This is a genomic window from Guptibacillus sedimenti (genome assembly GCF_028610665.1).
Lineage (GTDB): Bacteria > Bacillota > Bacilli > Bacillales > Guptibacillaceae > Guptibacillus > Guptibacillus sedimenti.
On record NZ_JAQQWV010000003.1, the window covers coordinates 419334 to 440320 of the forward strand.

Consider the following 20987-nt stretch of genomic DNA (forward strand, 5'->3'; position numbering starts at 1 on the left):
TGTTTATGAACCATCGGCATCTTCTTCATTCTTATATTCCAAAATGTCTCCTGGCTGGCAGTCTAAGGCTTTACAAATCGCCTCTAATGTAGAAAAACGAACCGCCTTAGCTTTCCCATTTTTCAATATAGATAGGTTCGCCATTGTAATTCCCACTTTTCCTGAAAGTTCGGTTACGCTCATTTTTCTTTTAGCCAGCATTACATCAATATTAATAATAATTGCCATGTTATTCACCTCAAACCGTTAAATCATTTTCAGATTTAATCTCAATGGCACTCTTTAATAATTTTTGAAGAACTGCCGTAAATACAGCAATCACAAGTGAAGCAAAAATAAATACGAGCCCAATTAAGATCACTCCTGGCGCATCGTCTTTCTCTCCGATGAAATAGAAAAACGGCATAACCATGATATAGACAACACTTATCGCCACCGCACAGAATTTGATCACCCTTAAAGCATTGACAGAAAATACCGAGAACGCATTGTCATTATCAATTAAGCGTAAAAGTCTCAATGCCTGAAATAACGCTATAAAAAACGGGATAGCTGCTACGTACATTCCTATTAAGACAGGATATATTAGAGAAGCAAACTCTGCATTTCCTGATGCTTCTTTAGCGATCCACGGTAAGCCAAATATACATAATAATAGAACTGAAGTTCCAAGCAGAAGAACAACTGATCTTAAAAAATAGGTAGATCCTCGATTCATCGTTAGCACCTCGCTTCGTTATTGTTTTATTGTAAAACAATTTTTATCGTAAAACAATAACTTTTTATTCTTTATAACAATTTTATTATTGTTATTAGATTTGAATACTAAAAAAGGAACCCATTAAGAATGGCGTTCCCTTTATCACGATTTAGGTTTTTATTTATTAAAGTACCGCACCAACAGTTAAGTTACTTCCATTCTCTCGATAAGAGACTATATAGGATGGTGTCATGGAAATGGTCGTACAAATATTCGGCATCTCGAATAACTCCTTCTTGTTTAAAACCAATTCGTTCAGGAATTGCTCTACTTTTCTTATTTTCAATCCCACATTGGATTTCAACGCGGTTCAAGTCATACTCGTGAAATGCCTGATCAATGATTCCCTTAACAGCAGTTGTCATTATACCGTTTCCTTGAAAGTTTTCTGCTAACCAATAGCCGATGCTTGCTTTTTTATTTGACCAGTCGATGCCATGAAAACCGACCATGCCTGCTAGTTTTTCATTGTACAAAATTCCCGCTTGATAACCATCATGCGAAGAAAATTGTTTTAACCACATTTCGATAACAGGTTCATAGTCCTTCTCGTTCTTCATGTGGTCTACCCACGGAAGCCATTTTCGTAAATATTCTCTGGACTCATCTACTAACGCAAAGAGTTCTTTCGCATCGTTAATTTCAAGTAACTTTAACGCTATTTCATCATTAACTTGTAAACTAAACATTCCATCTCGCTCCTTTTCATCATTTACAAGACTTCAATTGAGCTTCTCATTTCGTTGTTTTCGATCCGTTTTAGCTTGTTGGTTCTACTTCTTTACCCGTTAAGCAAATGATGCAAAAGACGATCCTTGTCGTCAAAAAACTGCTTCATTGTTACGTAATGATCGGTTTCTTCCAAAGTAACATCTCCCATACCTTTAGCAGTTAACTGAAGAATTTTGGCATAAGGATAGCTCATTAATATCGGTGAATGGGTTGAAATAATGAGTTGTGAACCTTCTTGAACGAGCTCATGTATTCTCGTTAACATTGAAAGCTGCCTGATTGGTGAAAGTGCAGCTTCAGGCTCATCTAAAATATACAATCCTTCACCTTTAAACCGATACATAAATGTGGCAAAGAATGATTCCCCATGAGATTGTTCGTGAAGCGACTGACCACCGTACGAATCAATAATTTTTGGACCAAATCCTTCCCGATCTAGCTCTTCAATATTTGTTGCAAGGTTGTAATAAGTCTCTGCACGAAAAAAAAATAAATCATTTGGTTTATGTACGCCTCTCGTTACCTTTAGGAAATTATGTAAATTGGAATGTGAATCATAACTTGAAAAATTAAAATTCTTTGTTCCGCCTTCTGGGTTTATGCCTAACGCCCCGGCAATCCCTTCAAGTAACGTCGATTTCCCCATGCCATTTTCACCAACAATGTATGTCACATTCGGATGAAAAGCAAGCCTTTCTTGAAGCGATTGAACAGCTGGTAAAGAAAAGGGGAATTCATTCGATTCTCTTTTTTCTAAACAGATACTTCTAACATATTGCGTTTCCTCCGACAATCTCACTTTTCTTTCCCCCTTATGTAATACCACCTCACTACTAACCCTAACAAGCTCCCAATACAGAAAGTAACGATCATTCTCCAGCTGATTGGATTCTGTCTCCATAGATCTAATGAGATAATACCAATAGACGCACCTACGATAAATGGTGGCCAGTTTTTAACTAAGTACCGGTACAATCAAACCCGCTCCCCATCTAGGTTTTAGATGCTTCGAATTCTGATCTCTCATAACATGGAAAGCAGTATAGCTTTTGATTCTCAGCTATAACACCATCCAAAAAACCATCCAAACAATAAATTGATTTTTTACATTGTGTACATGATCCAACCCGTTCTCTCACTATAGACTCCCCTCTCAATCGCTCCCTATTTTCATCAAGCAATAAAGTGAGTACACCACTAAGATCAATCTCATTTATGAGTGAAGTAAAAAAATCCTTACTTTCGTTTGTGAAGAAAGTGCAAAGCGCGCTGTAGCGATTCATTAAACGCTTCTGGGTATTCATGATCCAGACCCTTTACGATTTTCAATTCATGTGCAATGTCTTTTTCCTCTAATATGGCTGATAAAGCTTTTGAGCCTTCCAAACAATCATCGTCTTGATCGCCACAAATGATATAACCGCTTATATTCGTATTTTGTAATGAAGTCATCGCTTCTTTCCACTCATCAATTTCAGGAAGCCATGGAGCGACAAAAACAAATCCATCTACTGATATGCGTCCTTCCATCATCGCTTTAAGTGCAACGCGACATCCAGCGGAAAATCCTCCAATTATTAATGAGTTGTGAGAAGAAAGTTCTTTAACATGTTCTTGTATTTCCTGCACACCTTTTTGTAAATCTTCCCATTCATAAGCATCTGAGAACTGAATTTGAGAGGATTGTGGAAAAGCAAGCGTATAACCTTGTGTCGCGGGACGGTTCCATACGGATGAAGTCATCTTGGCATTTTCTTGATCGCCATGTAACACCATCAGAATAGGTTGATTTTGACCTTCACTGAGAATTGTTAACTTCGGCACTGCTTGCTTCTTTGCATCTTCTTCTCTTCTTTTACAAAGTTCAACCAGTTCCTGAAACTCTTTAAATGAACGGATAGAATTCAAATCTTCGTCTTCTTGTAAATAGTAATATTCATACCAGTACCCATGATCGAGGATTGCTTCTTTCATGATTCCTAGTGCCTCTTCTTTAAGGTCTGATGCAGCGGCAAGCGCATATTGAAAGTTGTAGAGCTGTGCCTCGTTCCCATCAACCTTCTCTGCATTTTCTTTCATAAATTGATAAGCTTCCAAACTACCTTTCTTTTCATATATAGAAATCGTTTCATTTAGTAAACGTGTATAAGTTAATTTCTTCATCATGTCCTCCATATTTTCAATTCAAGCTTTTTAATCGTGCGTCATTTCCCATTCCTTACGTAAAATGCCCATCTTAATCGCATCATAGTAGATGCCTTCTACCATTCTAGCCTCTCTTATTCGGGCTTCTTCTTTCATACCAACTTTACTTGCTACTTTCATCATTCGTATATTTCCAGACCATGTAGACATCCCAATTCGGTGAAGATCAGTAGAGCGAAAAAGAAAGTTTATCCATTCTTTATACGCTTCATAACCGTATCCTCCATTCCAAAAGAGAGGGTTGTAGATTACAATCCCTGTTTCAAGCCAGTTCGTGTACTTATCAACCCAATAGGAGCCAACTGTTCCGATTACTTCTTGATCAGCTTCAATAACAAGAGTATCAGGAACTCCCGGATAAATATCCGATTGCTTTTGCCATTCATGTCGATACTCTATTCTCGACAGCTTTTTTTCTAAAATATAGGGTCCATTCCATTTTTTTGCTTCCTGATTTTTCTCTTCATACTTCCAATAGTATAAAGTATTGATATCTTCCCATGTGGCTTCTCTTAAAATAATCTTCTTTTTTTCAATATGAATCAAAAACATTCTTCCTTTCCTGCTAGTTTCGTTGTCATATTTTCTTCTTATCAGATGCTCACCTGGCAGCTTGAAATTCTAACCAGTTTAAAAAGTCGGTTTGCATAGATGTTGTAAATTCATGTCCAACATGCTTATATCGTTTCATATGAACCTTTTTTTCTTTATTTGTTAAATAACTATAGTAATCTTCTTGACATTTAATGGAGATTATTTGATCCTGTTCACCATGTATCAAAAGAATTGATCCATCTCCGTGAACGTAATTGATAGGATCATACATTCTAAACCTAGCTTCTTCACTATTCGTTAGAGGGTCCCGTTTGGACGCTTGACGAAAAAATCGTTCTGAACAAATGAACGATCCTGAACCATTAATATTTGCTAATCCCTTTAATTCAGCAGTCGCATAAACCCCGCTTGCAATAAATCCTCCCATTGAAACCCCAGCAACCACCGTGTTTTTCTTTACTATGTTTGAACGGTTTAACCACTGGTGACACTCATCGATACTTTGAAAAATCACTTTCCAAAAATAGGATTCCATATTTTGTTGAGAGAAAGGATTTAGGAGAGGATTTCGGGAGTCATGATAAATCAATTCCGGAATAATAACTGAGTAACCGCAATCAGTTAAAGATGAGGCATATTCCAAGTATTTTGATGCATTGCTTCCCCAACCATGGTAGAGAATAATATTTAAAACGGAAGAGGTGTGTAACGGTTTCAATAAATAGTAGGAAAAACCATGATCGACCTTTTTTATCATCTTGTTCACCTAGTTTAATATAAATTGACGGTCTCTCGATCTAGTGAAAATAGTGAGCAATACTCACCTAATCATTTCAAATCTTCACAAATTTTACAACTCTTTTTTCGTGATAAGCTTTATATATAAAAACGCTCACCTTCTTGAAGGTGAGCGTTCTGCTAGTTTCCTGCAATTCCTGATAGAAGCGCTTCTTTTTCCTGATCAGACACAAAAGCACGCTGTTGAAAGACGTTATGGTCTTTCTTTCGAATTGATTGTAAGATTGCTTTATAAAAGACAGCAGAGCTTTTTACTGGAAGACGTGAATCTAGTGGATAGTGATGCATTGCTGAAAAAGCATGGTCGTAATGCATTTCGGCGCGAGAAGCTAACTTTTCCCAAACGCTTACGAAAGCGTCATTTTTTGTTCTACTCATTAAATCGTCAACATGATACCCCGCTTTTGTCATCTCATCGATAGGCAAATAAATACGATCGCGATCAAGATCTTCTGAAATATCTCTTAGAATATTCGTAATTTGCATGCCAAGACCAAGTGAAATAGCACTCTCTCGTAGTTGATCTACTCTCTGTGGCGCTAGTATAGGAAGAAGCATGAGACCTACCGTGCTAGCTACATGATAAGAATAATGTTCAAGTTCATCAAGCGTATAATACCTAGTTTTGTATAAGTCCATTTCCTGGCCAGCAATCATATCATGGAAGGCCTTTGCTTCCATTGGATAATGACGGAATACATCTTCGAGTGCAAGCCACATCGGGTCGGTTTGCGGGATTTGTCCATTCAAAAAAGAGGCAAATTCAGAACGAAAGACGGTTAGTTCTGCTTCAGGATCTGTGCCTTCATCAATGATGTCATCAACCTGTCTGCAAAAGCCATATACAGCCCAAACAGCGTTCCTCTTAGCACGTGGCAGTAAAGAGAAAGCTTTATAAAAGGTTTTGGAGTGATGTTTAATAATGGCTTCACAGTGTGCATAGGCTTGTTCAAGCATCTTTCGTTCACACCCTTTCAATTTCTTTTACAAGAAGATCCGCTCCCTGCATCACAATCGGAATTCCACCTCCAGGATGGATTGACGCGCCAACTGCATAAAGATTATCATATTTAAATGGTTTTACCTGTGGTCTAAAAGCACCGGATTGTGTGAGCGTCGGTGCGATTCCAAAACTTCCACCTTTATACAACCCTTCTAACTCTGCATCAGCAGGTGTTCGAATCTCCATCCATTCGATTGCTTCACGTAAACCGGGAAACCCTCGTGACTCAAGAAGTTCAATCATTCTGGAGGCTACATGCTCCTTTTCATCCCATTGAATCGATTCCCCTGAAGGGACGGGAATGAGAACATACAATACACCTTTACCAGGAGGGGCTAACGTCTCATCAATTCGAGAAGGATGGAAAGTATAAATAGCTGGCTGGTCAGTCAGTTTTCCGCTTTGAAAGACGTCTTTCATATGAGAAGAAAAGTTATCCGTCATGAAAAATTGATGAACATCTGCATTCTCATAAACTCGGTCTAGCCCCATGTAAAGAAGCAGACAACCAGAAGAGGCTTTGTATTTCTTTCTAGGTGCTTTCACATCCTTTATAAGATGCTTAATCATAGGGAAATCTCCATTGTAAACTACTTTATCATAATAATGTTCGCCACTCGAAGTACGAATCCCTTTACATACATTACCATCGATAAGAAGTTCCTCTACATTGGATTCCAGGTGAACTGAAATATTTTGTAGATGAAGATGTTTTTCTAATACAGTAATAAGACTCGCATACCCTCCTTTGATATACCAAATTCCATGTTCATACTCGCTAAATGGAACAAGTGAATAGAGAGCAGGTGAAGCAGATGGATTACCACCAATATAAAGAGTTTGTAAGGAAAAGGCATCCTGCAATCGCTCATCTGTGAAATAATCTGAAACTTGTGATTGAACAGATTGATAAGCTTTTAATTCGAGAAGAAGCTTAATATTACTAGGTGTAAAGAAATCTTTCCGATTAACAAAGGACCGTTCAAGAAATGCGGCTTTCCCTTTAATAAATCGTTCACGCATATCCTCGATGTATGAGAGAAAGTTCTGTTCCTCACCAGGGAACATGCGATTAATTTCTTTTAACTGCTTGTCAATATCGCTCGTTTTTGTAAAGGTTTCTCCATTAGGGTAAATCATACGATACAGGGGGTCACACCTTACCATCTCGACTTCTTCCCTCGGAATACCTGCTTTATCCAAAAACTCATATATCATTTCTGGAAGAAGCACAATTGTCGGTCCTTTATCAATCTTGAATCCATCTTTTTCAATAAATGCAAGTCTTCCACCTAATGATGATGTTTTTTCATGTATGTCAACTTTGTATCCCTTTTGTGAAAGAAGGAGCGCAGAAAGCATCCCGCCAATCCCTCCACCTACAATACCGATCGTCATTTCACACTCTCCAATGATGCCTGCTCATGAAGCATTTTGCTCGTAATCCGTGCTGACTCCATTATAGTAGGAAGCCCACTTCCAGGATGAGTTCCTCCGCCAACCAACCAGCAGTTATTTAGCTCTTTAAATTGATTGGGTGGCCTGAAATACATCATTTGTGGAAGATTATGAGCAAGGTTAAACGTTGCGCCTTTATAAACGTTTAAATCCATTTCCCAATCCGTAGGTGTGTACATTTCTTCTACTTCAATGTGTTGCTCAATATCTTTGAATCCTGTTCTTTGTTCAAGTTGATCAAGAACTAACCTTCTAAAATCACCTTTTCGCTCTTCCCAATCTACTAAACTAAAGTTATTTGGAACTGGAGCGAGTATATAAATAGAAGATTTCCCTTCTGGTGCTAGCGTGTCATCTGTGACAGAAGCATTCTGTACATAAATAGACGGGTCTTCTGAAAGGATCTTTTGCTTTGTAAGCTCTTCTACGTTCTTTTTATAGTCAGAAGAGAAAATGATTGAATGATGAGGTAATTCATATTTCTTATCAACACCTAGATAAAGCATAAATGCAGAACAGGAGTACTTTTTCTGCTCCATTTTTTCAGGTGTATACTTTTTCACAGATCCTGAAGGAATGAGGTGATTTACAGCATGGGCAAAGTCTGCATTAATGACAACTTCATCTGCATACTCCAAAGACCCATCTTCGAGTTCGACACCTTTCACTGTTTTTCCATCCAGCAGAAGTTGTTTAACACCTTTATTCGTATATACGTCTCCGCCTTCTTCTTTGATTACTTTAGCCATGGCTTCTGGAATTTGATTTAGCCCTCCGATTGGATGAAAGATTCCGTAAGCATGCTCCATATAAGATAGAATCGTAAACGCACCGGGACACTCCCATGGGGACATCCCAAGGTATTTCGCCTGAAATGTAAAAGATAACCGCAGCCGTTCATCCTGAAAATAATGAGACAAGCGTTTATAAACACTATCCGTAACTGTTAACTTTGGTAATGCTTTTACAAATCGCCATCTCCCATAGTCAAGGAGGGAATCATGTTTATTTTGGAGTATAGGCATAAGTGCTTCAAATTTCTCTTTCTCTTCTTTCATAAAACGTCTATATCCTTCTCCATCGCCAGGAAAAGTTTGTTCAATTCTACGTACCATCTCATCCTGATCTCGAGTAGGATAAAAAGACACGTCATCGAACTTCAATTCGTACATTGGATCAATCTCGATTAAATCAAGATAGTCGTGTACATTCCGTCCAGATTCTTCAAACATTTCTTCAAGAATATGCGGCATGTTAAGGAAGGTTGGCCCTCTATCAAAACGATAGCCGCCTCGCTCAAATCCCGAGGTTCGACCACCGACATAGGACTGTTTCTCATAGACTGTAACCGAGTGTCCCTTACTTGCTAGAAGCATGGCGGCTGTAAGCCCCCCTGGTCCAGCCCCGATTACAATAACTCGTTTTTTTATTGACATGATTAGTTCCCCTTCCATCCGCATATGAAACTTCGCACATATGTTATACAAACATTATACATATTAGCCGGAAATAGTTCAACATTTTATGCACAAAAGCTTGTTTTTAACGTAATGCCCTATTTTTTCAGAAAGAAAACATGTTCGATGTAAAGAGGCTGATTTCGTACTACGCTCAATTTACCAAAGGAGTAATGGGACTGTTTTCGCTTATCAGTTGGGGATCCAGGATTAAAGAGGATTCTCCCTTCATACTCTTTATGAAGAGGGATGTGTGAATGCCCAAAGAGAATTATTTCTACATCTTCATTTTCGAATTGAGCTATCACTCTTTGCTCTGTTGTTTTTCCTTTACCATGCCCATGCGTGATGCCTATGCGATGAGACTCCAGGTCTAGGACAAGTTTATCGTTAAATTGTTCAATAAAAAAAGCTTCGTCAACATTACCATAAACTCCTGTTACAGGTGCAAACGACTTTAATTCTTCATACACTTGTTTTGTTTTCCAGTCCCCTAGATGGATGATGAGATCTGCTCCAAGAAGTTCCTTTCGTAAAATTTCTGGAAGTTGCTTTGCCATCCGCGGCATATGCGTATCTGATACGATAATGACATTCATTGTTCTCATTCCCTTCGCTATAACATTGTTTAAGGAGGTTTCATTTTGCGGCATGTTGTAAAATCAGGTGAAACGTTGTCTTCAATAAGTGGTGATTACCGTATTCCAGTTTCGCAAATCATTATGGCAAATTCACTAGCTAACCCAAACCTCATATATCCTGGCCAGCTAATTGAAATTCCAGGATACCCAGATCCAAACACACTACCCTTTACGATTTATGTATCGTTAACTAACCGTACACTTACGCTTCTAAAAAATGGGTCTACTGTAAAGGTATACCCTGTCGGCGTTGGCCGTATGCTTCACGATACGCCCGCCGGAAAGTTTATTATTATTAATAAAGCCCCAAATCCTGGAGGCCCATTTGGAACAATGTGGATGAGTATTTCAAAGATCCATTACGGCATTCATGGTACAAATGATCCATCCTCAATCGGAAAATACGTCTCGAGAGGCTGTATTCGCATGTATAATCAAGATGTGGAACAAATCGCCAATACGATTCCAATTGGCACTTCTGTAACAATAGGGCCTTAATCATATAAAAAAGACGCTCTCCACTTTTGGACAGCGTCTTTCGATATCGATCGATTACTCGTAAAAGTCATACAACAACCTGCCTGCATTCGCGATAGCTTCTCGCCCATAACGATTCTCCAATAAGCCTGCTGTTAAAAAGGCATAAACCACAGGACCATTAGAAGTAAACAGTATGCCAGCGTCATGTTCGACTCCAATCAGTTCTCCGGTTTTGTGAGCAAGCAAATTTTCTTTTATAGAAGAAATTTTGCTTGGAAACTTATCTTTAAACTGTTGCTGTAATAGGACCTCTACTCCCCATTCCATGGAAGATTGTGACAGTAAATGCTGGGTAACAAATTCACGCAATAGTAAATAGGTGTCTTTCCCACTGACCATGTTGTCCAATCCTGATTTAAGAGCATCTCGGTCCATCATCCTTCTCATAAGCTTTGAATGAAAGGCTCCCGCTGCTTTCATTGTATGATTAATGTTGTGTTCGCCAACTAAATCAATTAGCTGATTCGTTGCAGTATTATCAGAGGATATGATCATCAACTTGAGGAGGTCAGCTAACTTCCAATGATGATCACGTGAAAGATGGCTTATCACTCCGGCTCCCCCAACATAATTTACGTTATCTATTTGGACAACCTGATCTATTGTCAACTGTTCATCGTCGACTTGTTTTAATGCTTCAACCAAGATAGCGATTTTAATAATACTTGCTGAGGATACTGGCTGATCAGCATGTAACGCAATTTCGCCATCAGGTGTCGATACATAAATCGATTGATTCCCTTCAAGCCCATGAAAACATTCAAGGATTTTCTCTTTCACCTGTCCAAACTGCATCAATTTTTCCCCCAATAACGTACGACGCCACATAATTCTTCCTCGTAAATGGTTCCTTTAAGTGGTGTTACTTCAATAAATCGACCTGTACTAGGAGAATGAATCATTTTCCCATCTCCATAGTAAATGCCTACATGGTGAACCGATCCTTTCCCATGTTCATAAGCAAAAAAGAGTAAATCACCTTTTTCCCACTCTCCTTCTTCAACGGCTTCCCCACTGTTCAATTGGTCATGTGCATCACGCGGAATTGTACAGCCAATGGACCTCGCCATATTATAGCTAAATCCTGAACAATCGTAGCCATATGAAGACATGCCTCCCCATAAATAAAGAAGACCAATAAACTTTTCAGCTTCGTGAACAAGCTCATCCCCTGTTCCCGCTTGCTCGTTCTTTCTCCAAAGTGTTACATCTTCCTTATCTAATCGTCCCTCCCCATGAGGGGTCCAAACGACATAATCCAACTTTTGTTCATCGAGTACAGGTAGAATCGTTTGATAACTTAATAGCATCTCGCTGTTTTTAGTCACGTCAAGCAGTTTAGCACCATGTTTGTTTGTTGAAACACATAAGGAATTAGGATCAGGTATTCGAGTCGATAGCTGAACTGTCGGAATCCATCCTGGATAGCCTCTTTCATCTTTTGAAGAAGGTTGAGAAGGTACTAGAACGTATGACCAATTCCCTCGTTGATCAAGTACAATGACTTCTTCCCCGTATAATACTTGTGATTGAATATGATTTTGATCACATAACTCAAGTCTTTCTGTATATGTTAACGGCTCCAACCAGTCGATTAAGCGGACAGGATTTGTAATGGCATTCTTGTCAATCGATCGTGCTTTCTCTGGTGTTGTCCATAATGTTGCTACTGTTACAGCGATTGTTTTTCTAGTCAATTCCAATTGTCATCCCATCCTTTTCAATTGTGTGAATTCCTAATCCTGGAGTCTCCGTAAAAGTCATCACATTCCTCCTATAGTGAACGCCACCTTGAACGAGATCGTCTCGAAACATAAGGGGCGCATCAAAATCAAATCGAGTAATGTTTCGTTGACTTGCAGCAAAATGAGCAGCAGCAGTTATGCCTACACGGGATTCAATCATACTGCCAACCATACACTCCATTCCAGCAGTCTCAGCAAGTGCGTTAATTTTAAGTGCCTGGTGAATTCCTCCAGATTTCATCAGTTTAATATTAATAAGATCACTCGCGCGCATTTCAATGACTTGAAGAGCGTCTTGAGGTGAAAATATGCTCTCGTCCGCCATAATTGGTGTCAGTACAGCATCAGTTACTTTCTTCAATCCCTCTAAGTCTTTTCTATGTACCGGCTGTTCAACTAGTTCAATGTTTAGCCCTTCCTCTTCCATTTGACGAATGGCATAAATGGCTTCTTTAGGCGTCCAACCTTGATTTGCATCAAGTCGGATACAGGCATTGTTTTGAATGCGTTTTCTAATTTCTCTAATGCGATTTAGATCATTTTGGATCGTATCTTTTCCAACTTTTACTTTCAAAATGGTAAAGCCATCTTCTATGTACTGGACTGCGTCATTAGCCATTTCATTAGGATCATTCACGCTTACAGTGTAGTCCGTTTGCATCGTGTTGCGATAACCGCCTAAAAACTGATATAAAGGAAGAGAATTTTTTTTCGATATAAGGTCATAAATGGCCATATCGACCGCAGCTTTCGCACTTGTGTTTCCGATCATTGCATTGTGAAGTTGGTGGAAGATAGATTCATATTCTGTGAGGTTCATTCCAATTAGTTTCGGTTTAATCACATGTTGTATCGCTGAATTAATACTAGCCAGACTCTCCCCCGTAATCACCACCGTTGGCGGAGCTTCACCAAAACCTACTAATTCTTCTGCTTCGATTTTCACCATCACAGCTTCAGCTTCTGTTACCGTTCGAAGCGCCGTTTTAAATGGTTTCTTCAATGGAACTGATACACAAAACGTTTCAATGTTCGTGATCTTCATTCAAATTCTCCTTTTCATGAGGACGTGATCCGGTAAGTTTCAATTAGGCTTACGACATTCATCACGTTTATTCTATCAATGATGAACATAGAACTATAGTCCTTTTTCAGATTTCCTTTAAAGTCTTCTTATAAAAAAGAGCCCGGTTTACTCAAACCGGGCTCCGTGCTTTTACTTAATATCCGCCCATTTCAATTCCATGTATCCTACAGGGTGACGAACAATTCCCGTCACATCTTCACTCTGAAGGTAAACTTGATTGTAGAAATGAATTGGGAAAATCGGCATTTCTTCGAATAAGAGTGCTTCTGCATCATGCATGTATTCGAAACGTTTCGCTTCGTCCGTTTCTTGTTTCGCCTTTTCGATTAAAGAATCATATTCCTCGTTGCTCCATCCAGTACGGTTCATAGAATGATCCGTTTGGAAACTTTCAAGAAAGTTAATCGGGTCGCCATAATCGGCAAGGAATGAGCTTCTTGAGAATTGCAAGTTTAGTTGCTTTTGTTCATCAGAGAAAACATTCCATTCCTGGTTCGCAAGCTCTACATCTACCCCAAGAACTTCTTTGTACATTTGTTGTAGCGTTTCAGCAATTTTTTTATGAGCATCATCCGTATTGTACGTTAAGGTTACAGCTGGAAGTTGATCGTACCCTTCTTCTTCCATGCCTTTTTCAAGTAGTTCTTTTGCTTGATCCGCGTCTGTTTTGACGAGATCACCGCCAACTTCTCTAAAATCACCACCTGCCGCATCTTCAAATCCATATGCAACAAAGCCGTAAGCTGGTTTCTCTTCATTTTTCGTAACGAACTCTACAATTTTCTGCTGATCAACGGCCATTGCAAACGCTTTTCGAATATTTTCATTCTGGAAAGGCTCCATTTCAAGGTTGAAGCGATAGAAATAAGTTCCTGACTGATCTTCCACTTGAGCTTTCCCATCGCTGAAAAGTTCTTCGCTTAAGTCAGCTGGGACATCAGAAGTATGAAGCTCTCCTGTTTTATACATTTGATACTCTGTATTCGTATCATCAACCATTGCCCAATTTACTTGGTCAAGCTTTACATTCGCAGCATCCCAATAATTTTCATTCTTACTAAATTCAAACTCAGAATCATGTTCCCATTTTGATAGTTTGAAAGGTCCATTACTTACATACGTATCAGCTTCCGTATGCCATTCAGGGTTTTCTTCAACTGTCGCCTTATGAACAGGGAAGAAAGCCGGGTTTGAAATCAAATTAGGAAAGAAAGCAACTGGACTTTCAAGTGTTACCTCAAGCGTCGTTTCGTCCACAGCTTTTACCATCATATCGTCTTCTGATCCTTCTCCTGTATTATATGCTTCCGCCCCTTCGATGAAGTAAGCAAGAAACGCGGCTGGAGATGCCGTATCAGGATTCGCTAGTCGCTTCCAGGCATATTCAAAATCTTCAGCAGTAACGGCTTCTCCATTCGACCACTTCGCATCTTCACGTAATTGGAACGTATACGTTTTGCCATCTTCAGATAGCTCCCACTCTTTTGCCGCAGCAGGCTGTGGCTGATCCTTCTCATCAAGACGCGTTAAACCTTCCATTAAGTTGTTCAACGCGTTCCATGATACGCTATCAAAGCCAATTGGTGGATCAAATGAAGTTGGTTCACTTCCATTATTCAGCTTAAGTACCTTTGTACCCTCTTCTTGCTTTGCATCGTCACTTCCTGAGTTTGAATTTGATGAGCTATTTTCCGTTGTTGTACAACCAACGATTCCAATAAGAAGCAACAAGGAAAGTAGCATTGTTACGATTTTCTTCAAATAAATTTCCCCCTTAAAATGTCATTATCAGTGAAATCTCATGAAAATGAGGTTTACTTACGTAATTTTGGATCAAGCGCGTCCTGCAAACCATCGCCAAGAACGTTAAAAGCAAACATCGTTAACGAAATAAAGAATGCAGGGAAGAATAATCTCCACCAGTGACCAGATAAAATAACAGACAATCCATCATTCGCCATAACACCCCAACTCGCAACAGGTGCCTGGACACCTAGTCCTAGAAAGCTTAAGAAGGCTTCTGCAAAGATCGCTGTAGGTACAGTCAGCGTCATTTGAACGATAATCGGTCCCATTGTATTCGGAAGTAGGTTCTTTCGAATAACACGACCAGCACGCGCTCCAAACGTTCTGGATGCCAGTACGTGCTCGGCGTTCTTCAATTGAAGAACCTGGCCTCGAACAATTCTCGCCATACCAACCCAGCCCGTTACGGTTAACGCAATAATAATTGTGAATAGTCCAGGTCCCATGACTACCATTAGTAAAATGACCATCAGCAAGTATGGAAGACCATATAAAATCTCAATAATTCTCATCATAAAATTGTCTGTTCTTCCACCTTTATAACCAGAAAACCCACCATAAGCGACTCCGATGATGAAATCGATAATAGCCGCCATAAATCCAACGAATAATGAAATCCTCGCTCCATTCCATGTTCGCGTAAACATATCTCGTCCAAGATTATCCGTTCCGAACCAATGTTCAGAAGAAGGTGGTAGATTGCCTTCTGTTAGCACCTGGTGCTCATAGGAATAAGGCGTTAATAACGGCCCAAATATCGCCATTAGTACGAGTAAAACTAGCATTACAAGGCCTGCCATTGATAGCTTGTTCCCTGAAAGTCTCATCCAGGCATCTTTCCAGTAGGAAATACTAGGTTTCGCAATCATTTCAGCATTAGAAGAGGGATTTTGTAACGGAAGAAACAGGTCATCAGATAACTCCTGTTTTATTTCTTTTCGCTCTGGTATCATGCTACTCCCCCCTCTTATGTAGCTTAATTCTCGGATCTAATATCCCGTAAGCAATGTCTACAATAAAGAGCATCATTATGAGGAAAGCACTATAAAAGACAGTTGTTCCCATAATGACAGGATAATCACGATCATTAATGCCGTTAATAAAGTATTTCCCCATTCCAGGGATAGCAAAGATTTTTTCAATAACAAAACTACCCGTCAATACACCAGCAACAAGCGTACCAAGAATCGTGATAACTGGTAGCAATGCATTCCTTAGTGCATGCTTTGTAACAATTTGAAAGGTGGTCATCCCTTTCGCTCGAGCCGTCATGATGTAATCTTGATTTAGTACTTCGATCATACTTGACCTCGTTAACCGCGCAATGATCGCCATAGGGCCTGTAGCAAGCGCGATTGATGGAAGAATCATATGCATTGGTGACGCCCACGTCGCTACCGGGAAAATCTCCCATGTGACCGCTAACTGTTGAATAAGTAGTGTCGCCATAATAAAATTCGGTACAGAAATCCCTATTACGGCAAATGTCATGGCCATATAATCAATTGCCCCATTGTGACGAAGGGCTGCCATGATTCCAAGTATTATGCCTGAAATAATCGCGATCAGGAGAGAAGTTATTCCGAGCTCTGCTGAGACAGGAAACCCTCTCCCAATCATTTCATTAACGGAGGTAGAAGATTGTTTAATTGATGGTCCAAAGTCAAGTGTTGCAAGAGATTTAATATAAATCGCATATTGAATAAAGACCGGTTCATCTAAATGGTAATGCGCTTCAAGATTTTGCTGCACCGCTTCACTGGTGTTTCTTTCCTGATTAAATGGTGACCCTGGAACCGCGTGCATTAAGAAGAACGTAATGGTTACGATGATCCATAATGTAATCACCATGGCGAAGAGACGATTTACAATATATTTCGCCACAGGCATCCCTACTTTCTAGCTAAATGTTGTTCTAGATGCTAATTCTGTCATCACAAGCATAGCTCGATAAGCTTCAAGCATATTTTTCGCTTGATATTTAACGGTCGTTTCTGCTTCAATTTCAACACCAGGCATAAGGCTCGCCCACTCGGCCTGTCCATAATTAGTAAATTCAATGCGAAGTACAGGCTCACGAGGAGGAACTAATGGTTCGACATTGTGTCTGTTGTTAAACGCCTTCTCTGTCTGTTCACGCAAAATCCTCTCTGTTTTATGAGGAGAAAGTAAAAGCGCAGAAGATCGTGAAATCGATTCTTTAACTACAGCAGTTGTAATATTTGGGATTAGCTGTTCAGCTTCAAGTGCTGCTCGATCATCACCAGCGACAAATAATACTGGAACACCCAAATATCCTGCAACGTAAGCATTCATCCCCAGCTCTCCAACAACTAGCTCATTTATGTAGAAATTCCTTACATTGTGGAACATGGAATGAGACATTGCACCCGGTGTGCCAGCGCGTGCGTGATAGCCAATCATTCCCATCCCTTCATATGTACTATCCAACCCTTGAACCATTGAATAAGGTTTCACATCTCCTGAAATGAGCCTTGCTTCAGGGTGAAGCTTCTCAAAAAGCAAGTTGTTCATTTTTGAATGACTATCATTCACCGTTATCGCTGAACATCCACTTCCAAACGCCGCTTCAATCACATGATTGGCTTCCTTCGTCATGATTTCCTGCCCGCGTTCGTAGTGCCGTTTGCTCGAATCAATAAACGAGTCATCAACAAGTCCTGATATTCCTTCCATATCTACCGATAAATAAAACTTCACAAATTTTCTCCTTTCTCTCTAGATTCGTAACTTTCTGAATTATTATACCACTATTTACTTCGTTTCTCAAAATATTCTAAAGACATTGTGAAGTTTTATTTCATAGTTTTTCACGTTACTTATAGTTAATGGACACGATAAAAAATCCTACCAGCGTGTATGGTAGGATTTTTTATTGCTTATTCCATTTTTTCAGAGAGCTCAGACCACCGTTCAATTTTTTCTTCTAACTCCATTGAAAGAGCCTGCTCTTCTTTATAGAGCTCGTCTACTTTGGCAAAATCACTTCCTGATTCTGCAATTTCATTCTTCACGTCTTCAATGCGCTGCTCTATTTTCTCAATTGTGTCCCCAATGGTTTCCCATTCTTTCTTTTCTTTATAGGATAATTTCACTTGCTTAGGCTTTTCATTCACAATGTCTTGTTTTTGACTCGTTTGTTTTTTATCAAGTGCTTCAAGTTCTTTTTCTCTTTTTATAACGTCAAGGTAATCAGAGTAAGAGCCATAATAATGATTAATCTTTCCTGTGCCATCAAAAACAAAAAGCTGTTCTGCGATCTTATCAAGGAAATAGCGATCGTGAGAGACGGTAATAACAGCCCCAGGAAAATCAGCAAGGTAGTCTTCTAATACCGCTAACGTTTGAACATCCAAATCGTTCGTAGGTTCATCAAGAAAAAGGACATTTGGTTCTTCCATTAGAATGCGAAGCAAATATAACCTTCTTTTCTCTCCACCCGACAATCGTGATATGTAAGTCCACTGCATATCAGGTGAAAATAAAAATCGCTCAAGCATTTGGGAAGCTGAAACGGTACCGCCTTTACGGAGGCGAACCTCTTCTCCCCCTTCTCGAATGTACTCAATAACTCTTAGAGATTCATCAAGCCCTTCATTTTGTTGGGTGTAAAAACCAGGCTTAACTGTGACCCCAATTTCAACGTGACCAGAATCAGGGGCAATCCGACCTGCAAGCATATTGAGTAATGTTGTTTTACCAGAACCATTGGGTCCGATGATACCAATTCGATCTTGAGGAAGAACAAGATAGTTAAAGCGATCAGTCAAGGTACGACCATTAATGGTTTTTGTAAGGTCAATTGCTTCAATCACCTTTTTGCCTAGTCGACTAGCCCCTAATGTCATATCTACGCTGCCTTCAGTCGCACGCCCAGGTACTTCTTTCATGTTTTCAATTCTTTGTTTCCTGGCTTTTTGTTTTGTTGTTCTTGCTTTCGCTCCCTTTTTTAGCCATTCGAGTTCACTCTTAAGTAATTTGTTATGCTTATCTTCTTCTTTTGCTTCACGTTCTTCTCGCAACGCTTTCTGTTCTAAAAACGTCGCATAGTTTCCTTCATATTCAAATAACCGTCCCTTATCTAATTCAAAAATACGATTCGTTACGCGATTAAGAAAGTACCGGTCGTGTGTGACAAGTAAAAGAGTGCCCGAATAGTTCGCAAGATACTGCTCTAGCCACTCCACTGTAGCATTATCAATATGGTTTGTAGGTTCATCAAGAATTAATAAATCGGCAGGATTAATAAATGCTTTTGCTAGTGCCACCCGCTTCTGTTGACCACCCGATAATGCATTAACCTTTGCCTCAAAATCATGGAGACCTAACTTCGTTAAGATCGTTTTAGCTTGTGTACTAAAATCCCATGCTTGAAGACGATCCATGTCTTCTTGTGCTTGAAGCAACTTTTCTTGAGCAGATTGTTTTTCGGGATGATTCATAACGATTTGAAGTGCCTCTTCATATTTCCGCACCGTATTAAAAAGTGGAACGTCACTATCAAAAACTGTTTCCAGAATCGTTTTCTTTTCTATAAACACAGGATCTTGAGGTAAATATTCCACATGAAATTGATTCGCGTGATAAAGTTTGCCACGATCCATTGATTCAAGCCCCGCAAGGATTTTAAGCAATGATGATTTTCCAGTCCCATTAACACCGATTAATCCAATTCTTTGCTTATCTTCGAGCGAAAAAGATATTTCATCAAATAATGTTTTTTCTCCATATGACTTGGTGATTGATTCAGCCTGTAACAAGCTCATGATCCTCATCCTTTTCTCTCTTTAGTCTGCTTTCTATTTTAACTGTTTTAGAGATAGAAGGGAACTAATCTACTACTTTCATAAAGAAAAGAAGCTCCATTCAGAGCTTCTTTTTGTTAGGCATTCTTTTTCTGTTTTTTATTTTTTTTATGTTTCTTATTATTGTTCTGATCAGCTGCAAGCTCACTGGCAAATTCTGTCTCATGCTTCTGATTTTGCTTTGGATTTTTCATTGCTTCACCTCCCTTGTTTCTTAAGGTAAGCAATAATTTATTTTCTATACTAGTACGGTAATTGAAATTTATTTTTCCATCCTTAAAAAAAAGGCTGAACAACCTCAGCCCTGCTCTTCTTCTTTAATGATGTTTTCAATCGGTTCTCTTTGGCTAAACCCACCAAGATCAGAATGAAAAAAGGAAACCTTGCTTTCCCCTTCTTTCCAACAAAGTAGCACTTTTTTTCCATTGATAACGGCAGGAAAATCAATTAACCCTTCATCTACGTTTTTTATTTCGACACCGAGGGCCATAATATTATTGATAAACGTTTGTGCCTCTAATTCCATAAACTCCATACGCGCTTCTTTCTTAAATAGAATATCCTCATCTACTTTTGTTTTATGGCGATAAAGAAGTGTTTTTTTATGTTGCTCAATTTGATCATAATGTTCATTAAACTGGGCTTTTAAACGCTTTAATCCGGCGAGCTCTCTTTTAATCATGGGTAATAAATTATTCGCTTCCTCTAAAGTAAAATATTTTTTATCCATGTTTTTCCTCCTGGTTCATCTTTACTACTTCTTATTTACCCTTCCTTCTATTCTTTACACATCATTCGACGAAATTTTACAATTAAAAGAGTGCTTCAAACAAGTACATATTTCCGATATGATAGTAAGTGAACGGGGAACGATTTATAAAGGAGGAATTTCTTTGGCTAAAGTAACAGTACCAGATCACGGATCATTTGACGTAAAAGAAGGAACAAAATTAACTCTTGCACTTGAAGATAACGGAGTTCAGGTGCTTCACCGGTGCGGTGGTAAAGCAAAATGCACAACTTGCCGTGTTGAAGTCATGAATGGGGAGTTTGGAGATCTAACTGAAATTGAGCAGGAAGCATTTAAGAAAAAAGGTGTAGAAGAAAACCTACGTCTCTCCTGTCAAGTTCGCGTTAACGGTGATTGTGAAGTAAAACCTATGATGACTGTTGAAAGTTCTGGTCTGGATGCCGGTCCGAGACCTGCAGAATAAGGGAACTTACTTAGACGAGCTATACAAAGCTCGTCAGCTTGTAGAGGAACCCTTGGTTCCTCTACAAGCTTTTTTAATGGTTTTGATTTTCCTGTTAGTTGAAATGGTGTTTTGAAGTATATAAGATGAAAAAAACTCTCCTTCACCTAGCTCAGCCGGT

22 protein-coding genes are annotated in these 20987 nt (G+C 39.2%); 2 read left to right on the forward strand and 20 right to left on the reverse strand.

Annotated elements, in window-relative coordinates:
* Window positions 1-3: 3 nt before the first annotated feature.
* From PQ578_RS16465 to PQ578_RS16515, 11 genes are all read right to left on the reverse strand, one after another.
* Window positions 4-228, reverse strand: a complete 225-nt coding sequence (locus PQ578_RS16465; RefSeq protein WP_159782517.1) for a helix-turn-helix domain-containing protein — start codon at window positions 226-228, stop codon at window positions 4-6.
* Window positions 229-238: 10 nt separating this feature from the next.
* Window positions 239-718 carry a DUF2975 domain-containing protein gene (locus tag PQ578_RS16470; protein WP_273835498.1) on the reverse strand — a complete coding sequence of 160 codons (480 nt, stop codon included), beginning with the start codon at window positions 716-718 and terminating at the stop codon, window positions 239-241.
* Between the two features lie 191 nt (window positions 719-909).
* A complete protein-coding gene (locus PQ578_RS16475; RefSeq protein WP_273835499.1) occupies window positions 910-1449 on the reverse strand; it encodes a GNAT family N-acetyltransferase in 540 nt (179 codons plus the stop codon).
* Between the two features lie 92 nt (window positions 1450-1541).
* Window positions 1542-2291, reverse strand: coding sequence for an AAA family ATPase (locus PQ578_RS16480; RefSeq protein ID WP_273835500.1), 750 nt, complete (start codon window positions 2289-2291; stop codon window positions 1542-1544).
* Between the two features lie 437 nt (window positions 2292-2728).
* Window positions 2729-3658: an alpha/beta hydrolase gene (locus tag PQ578_RS16485; protein WP_273835501.1), complete on the reverse strand. Its 930-nt coding sequence runs from the start codon at window positions 3656-3658 to the stop codon at window positions 2729-2731.
* Window positions 3659-3685: 27 nt separating this feature from the next.
* Window positions 3686-4243 carry a GNAT family N-acetyltransferase gene (locus PQ578_RS16490; protein ID WP_273835502.1) on the reverse strand — a complete coding sequence of 186 codons (558 nt, stop codon included), beginning with the start codon at window positions 4241-4243 and terminating at the stop codon, window positions 3686-3688.
* Window positions 4244-4298: 55 nt separating this feature from the next.
* Window positions 4299-5009 carry an alpha/beta hydrolase family protein gene (locus tag PQ578_RS16495; RefSeq protein WP_273835503.1) on the reverse strand — a complete coding sequence of 237 codons (711 nt, stop codon included), beginning with the start codon at window positions 5007-5009 and terminating at the stop codon, window positions 4299-4301.
* A 161-nt stretch (window positions 5010-5170) separates the two neighbouring features.
* Entirely contained in the window at window positions 5171-6007 is an 837-nt protein-coding gene (locus PQ578_RS16500) for a phytoene/squalene synthase family protein (RefSeq protein WP_273835504.1), read from the reverse strand.
* 7 nt (window positions 6008-6014) lie between these two features.
* Entirely contained in the window at window positions 6015-7451 is a 1437-nt protein-coding gene (locus tag PQ578_RS16505; RefSeq protein ID WP_273835505.1) for a phytoene desaturase family protein, read from the reverse strand.
* Window positions 7448-8947 (reverse strand): phytoene desaturase family protein, encoded by a 1500-nt coding sequence (locus PQ578_RS16510; protein WP_273835506.1) that lies wholly within the window; start codon window positions 8945-8947, stop codon window positions 7448-7450. The genes PQ578_RS16505 and PQ578_RS16510 overlap by 4 nt, the downstream gene beginning before the upstream one ends.
* Before the next feature lie 119 nt (window positions 8948-9066).
* Window positions 9067-9567 (reverse strand): metallophosphoesterase family protein, encoded by a 501-nt coding sequence (locus PQ578_RS16515; RefSeq protein WP_273835507.1) that lies wholly within the window; start codon window positions 9565-9567, stop codon window positions 9067-9069.
* A gap of 42 nt (window positions 9568-9609) precedes the next feature.
* On the opposite strand from PQ578_RS16515, the gene PQ578_RS16520 reads away from it, so the two are divergent.
* Window positions 9610-10107: a L,D-transpeptidase family protein gene (locus PQ578_RS16520; RefSeq protein WP_273835534.1), complete on the forward strand. Its 498-nt coding sequence runs from the start codon at window positions 9610-9612 to the stop codon at window positions 10105-10107.
* A gap of 54 nt (window positions 10108-10161) precedes the next feature.
* On the opposite strand, the gene PQ578_RS16525 is transcribed toward PQ578_RS16520, so the two are convergent.
* From PQ578_RS16525 to PQ578_RS16565, 9 genes are all read right to left on the reverse strand, one after another.
* A complete protein-coding gene (locus tag PQ578_RS16525) occupies window positions 10162-10944 on the reverse strand; it encodes a serine hydrolase (RefSeq protein ID WP_273835508.1) in 783 nt (260 codons plus the stop codon).
* Window positions 10944-11852: a C40 family peptidase gene (locus tag PQ578_RS16530; RefSeq protein ID WP_273835509.1), complete on the reverse strand. Its 909-nt coding sequence runs from the start codon at window positions 11850-11852 to the stop codon at window positions 10944-10946. Before PQ578_RS16530 ends, PQ578_RS16525 begins: the two co-directional genes overlap by 1 nt.
* A complete protein-coding gene (locus tag PQ578_RS16535) occupies window positions 11839-12939 on the reverse strand; it encodes a dipeptide epimerase (RefSeq protein WP_273835510.1) in 1101 nt (366 codons plus the stop codon). Before PQ578_RS16535 ends, PQ578_RS16530 begins: the two co-directional genes overlap by 14 nt.
* A gap of 171 nt (window positions 12940-13110) precedes the next feature.
* Window positions 13111-14742: a peptide ABC transporter substrate-binding protein gene (locus PQ578_RS16540; RefSeq protein WP_273835512.1), complete on the reverse strand. Its 1632-nt coding sequence runs from the start codon at window positions 14740-14742 to the stop codon at window positions 13111-13113.
* 53 nt (window positions 14743-14795) lie between these two features.
* Window positions 14796-15740 carry an ABC transporter permease gene (locus PQ578_RS16545; RefSeq protein ID WP_273835514.1) on the reverse strand — a complete coding sequence of 315 codons (945 nt, stop codon included), beginning with the start codon at window positions 15738-15740 and terminating at the stop codon, window positions 14796-14798.
* A gap of 1 nt (window position 15741) precedes the next feature.
* Window positions 15742-16671 carry an ABC transporter permease gene (locus PQ578_RS16550; protein WP_098445743.1) on the reverse strand — a complete coding sequence of 310 codons (930 nt, stop codon included), beginning with the start codon at window positions 16669-16671 and terminating at the stop codon, window positions 15742-15744.
* Between the two features lie 15 nt (window positions 16672-16686).
* A complete protein-coding gene (locus PQ578_RS16555) occupies window positions 16687-17508 on the reverse strand; it encodes a M55 family metallopeptidase (protein WP_273835515.1) in 822 nt (273 codons plus the stop codon).
* Window positions 17509-17687: 179 nt separating this feature from the next.
* Window positions 17688-19574, reverse strand: coding sequence for an ABC-F family ATP-binding cassette domain-containing protein (locus PQ578_RS16560; RefSeq protein ID WP_273835516.1), 1887 nt, complete (start codon window positions 19572-19574; stop codon window positions 17688-17690).
* A 337-nt stretch (window positions 19575-19911) separates the two neighbouring features.
* Window positions 19912-20343 carry a DUF2203 domain-containing protein gene (locus PQ578_RS16565; RefSeq protein ID WP_273835518.1) on the reverse strand — a complete coding sequence of 144 codons (432 nt, stop codon included), beginning with the start codon at window positions 20341-20343 and terminating at the stop codon, window positions 19912-19914.
* A gap of 163 nt (window positions 20344-20506) precedes the next feature.
* Here PQ578_RS16565 and PQ578_RS16570 point away from each other — a divergent pair, with 163 nt between their 5' ends.
* Complete coding sequence (locus PQ578_RS16570) at window positions 20507-20827, forward strand: 2Fe-2S iron-sulfur cluster-binding protein (protein ID WP_273835519.1); 321 nt, start codon at window positions 20507-20509, stop codon at window positions 20825-20827.
* The last annotated feature ends 160 nt before the right edge of the window (window positions 20828-20987 follow it).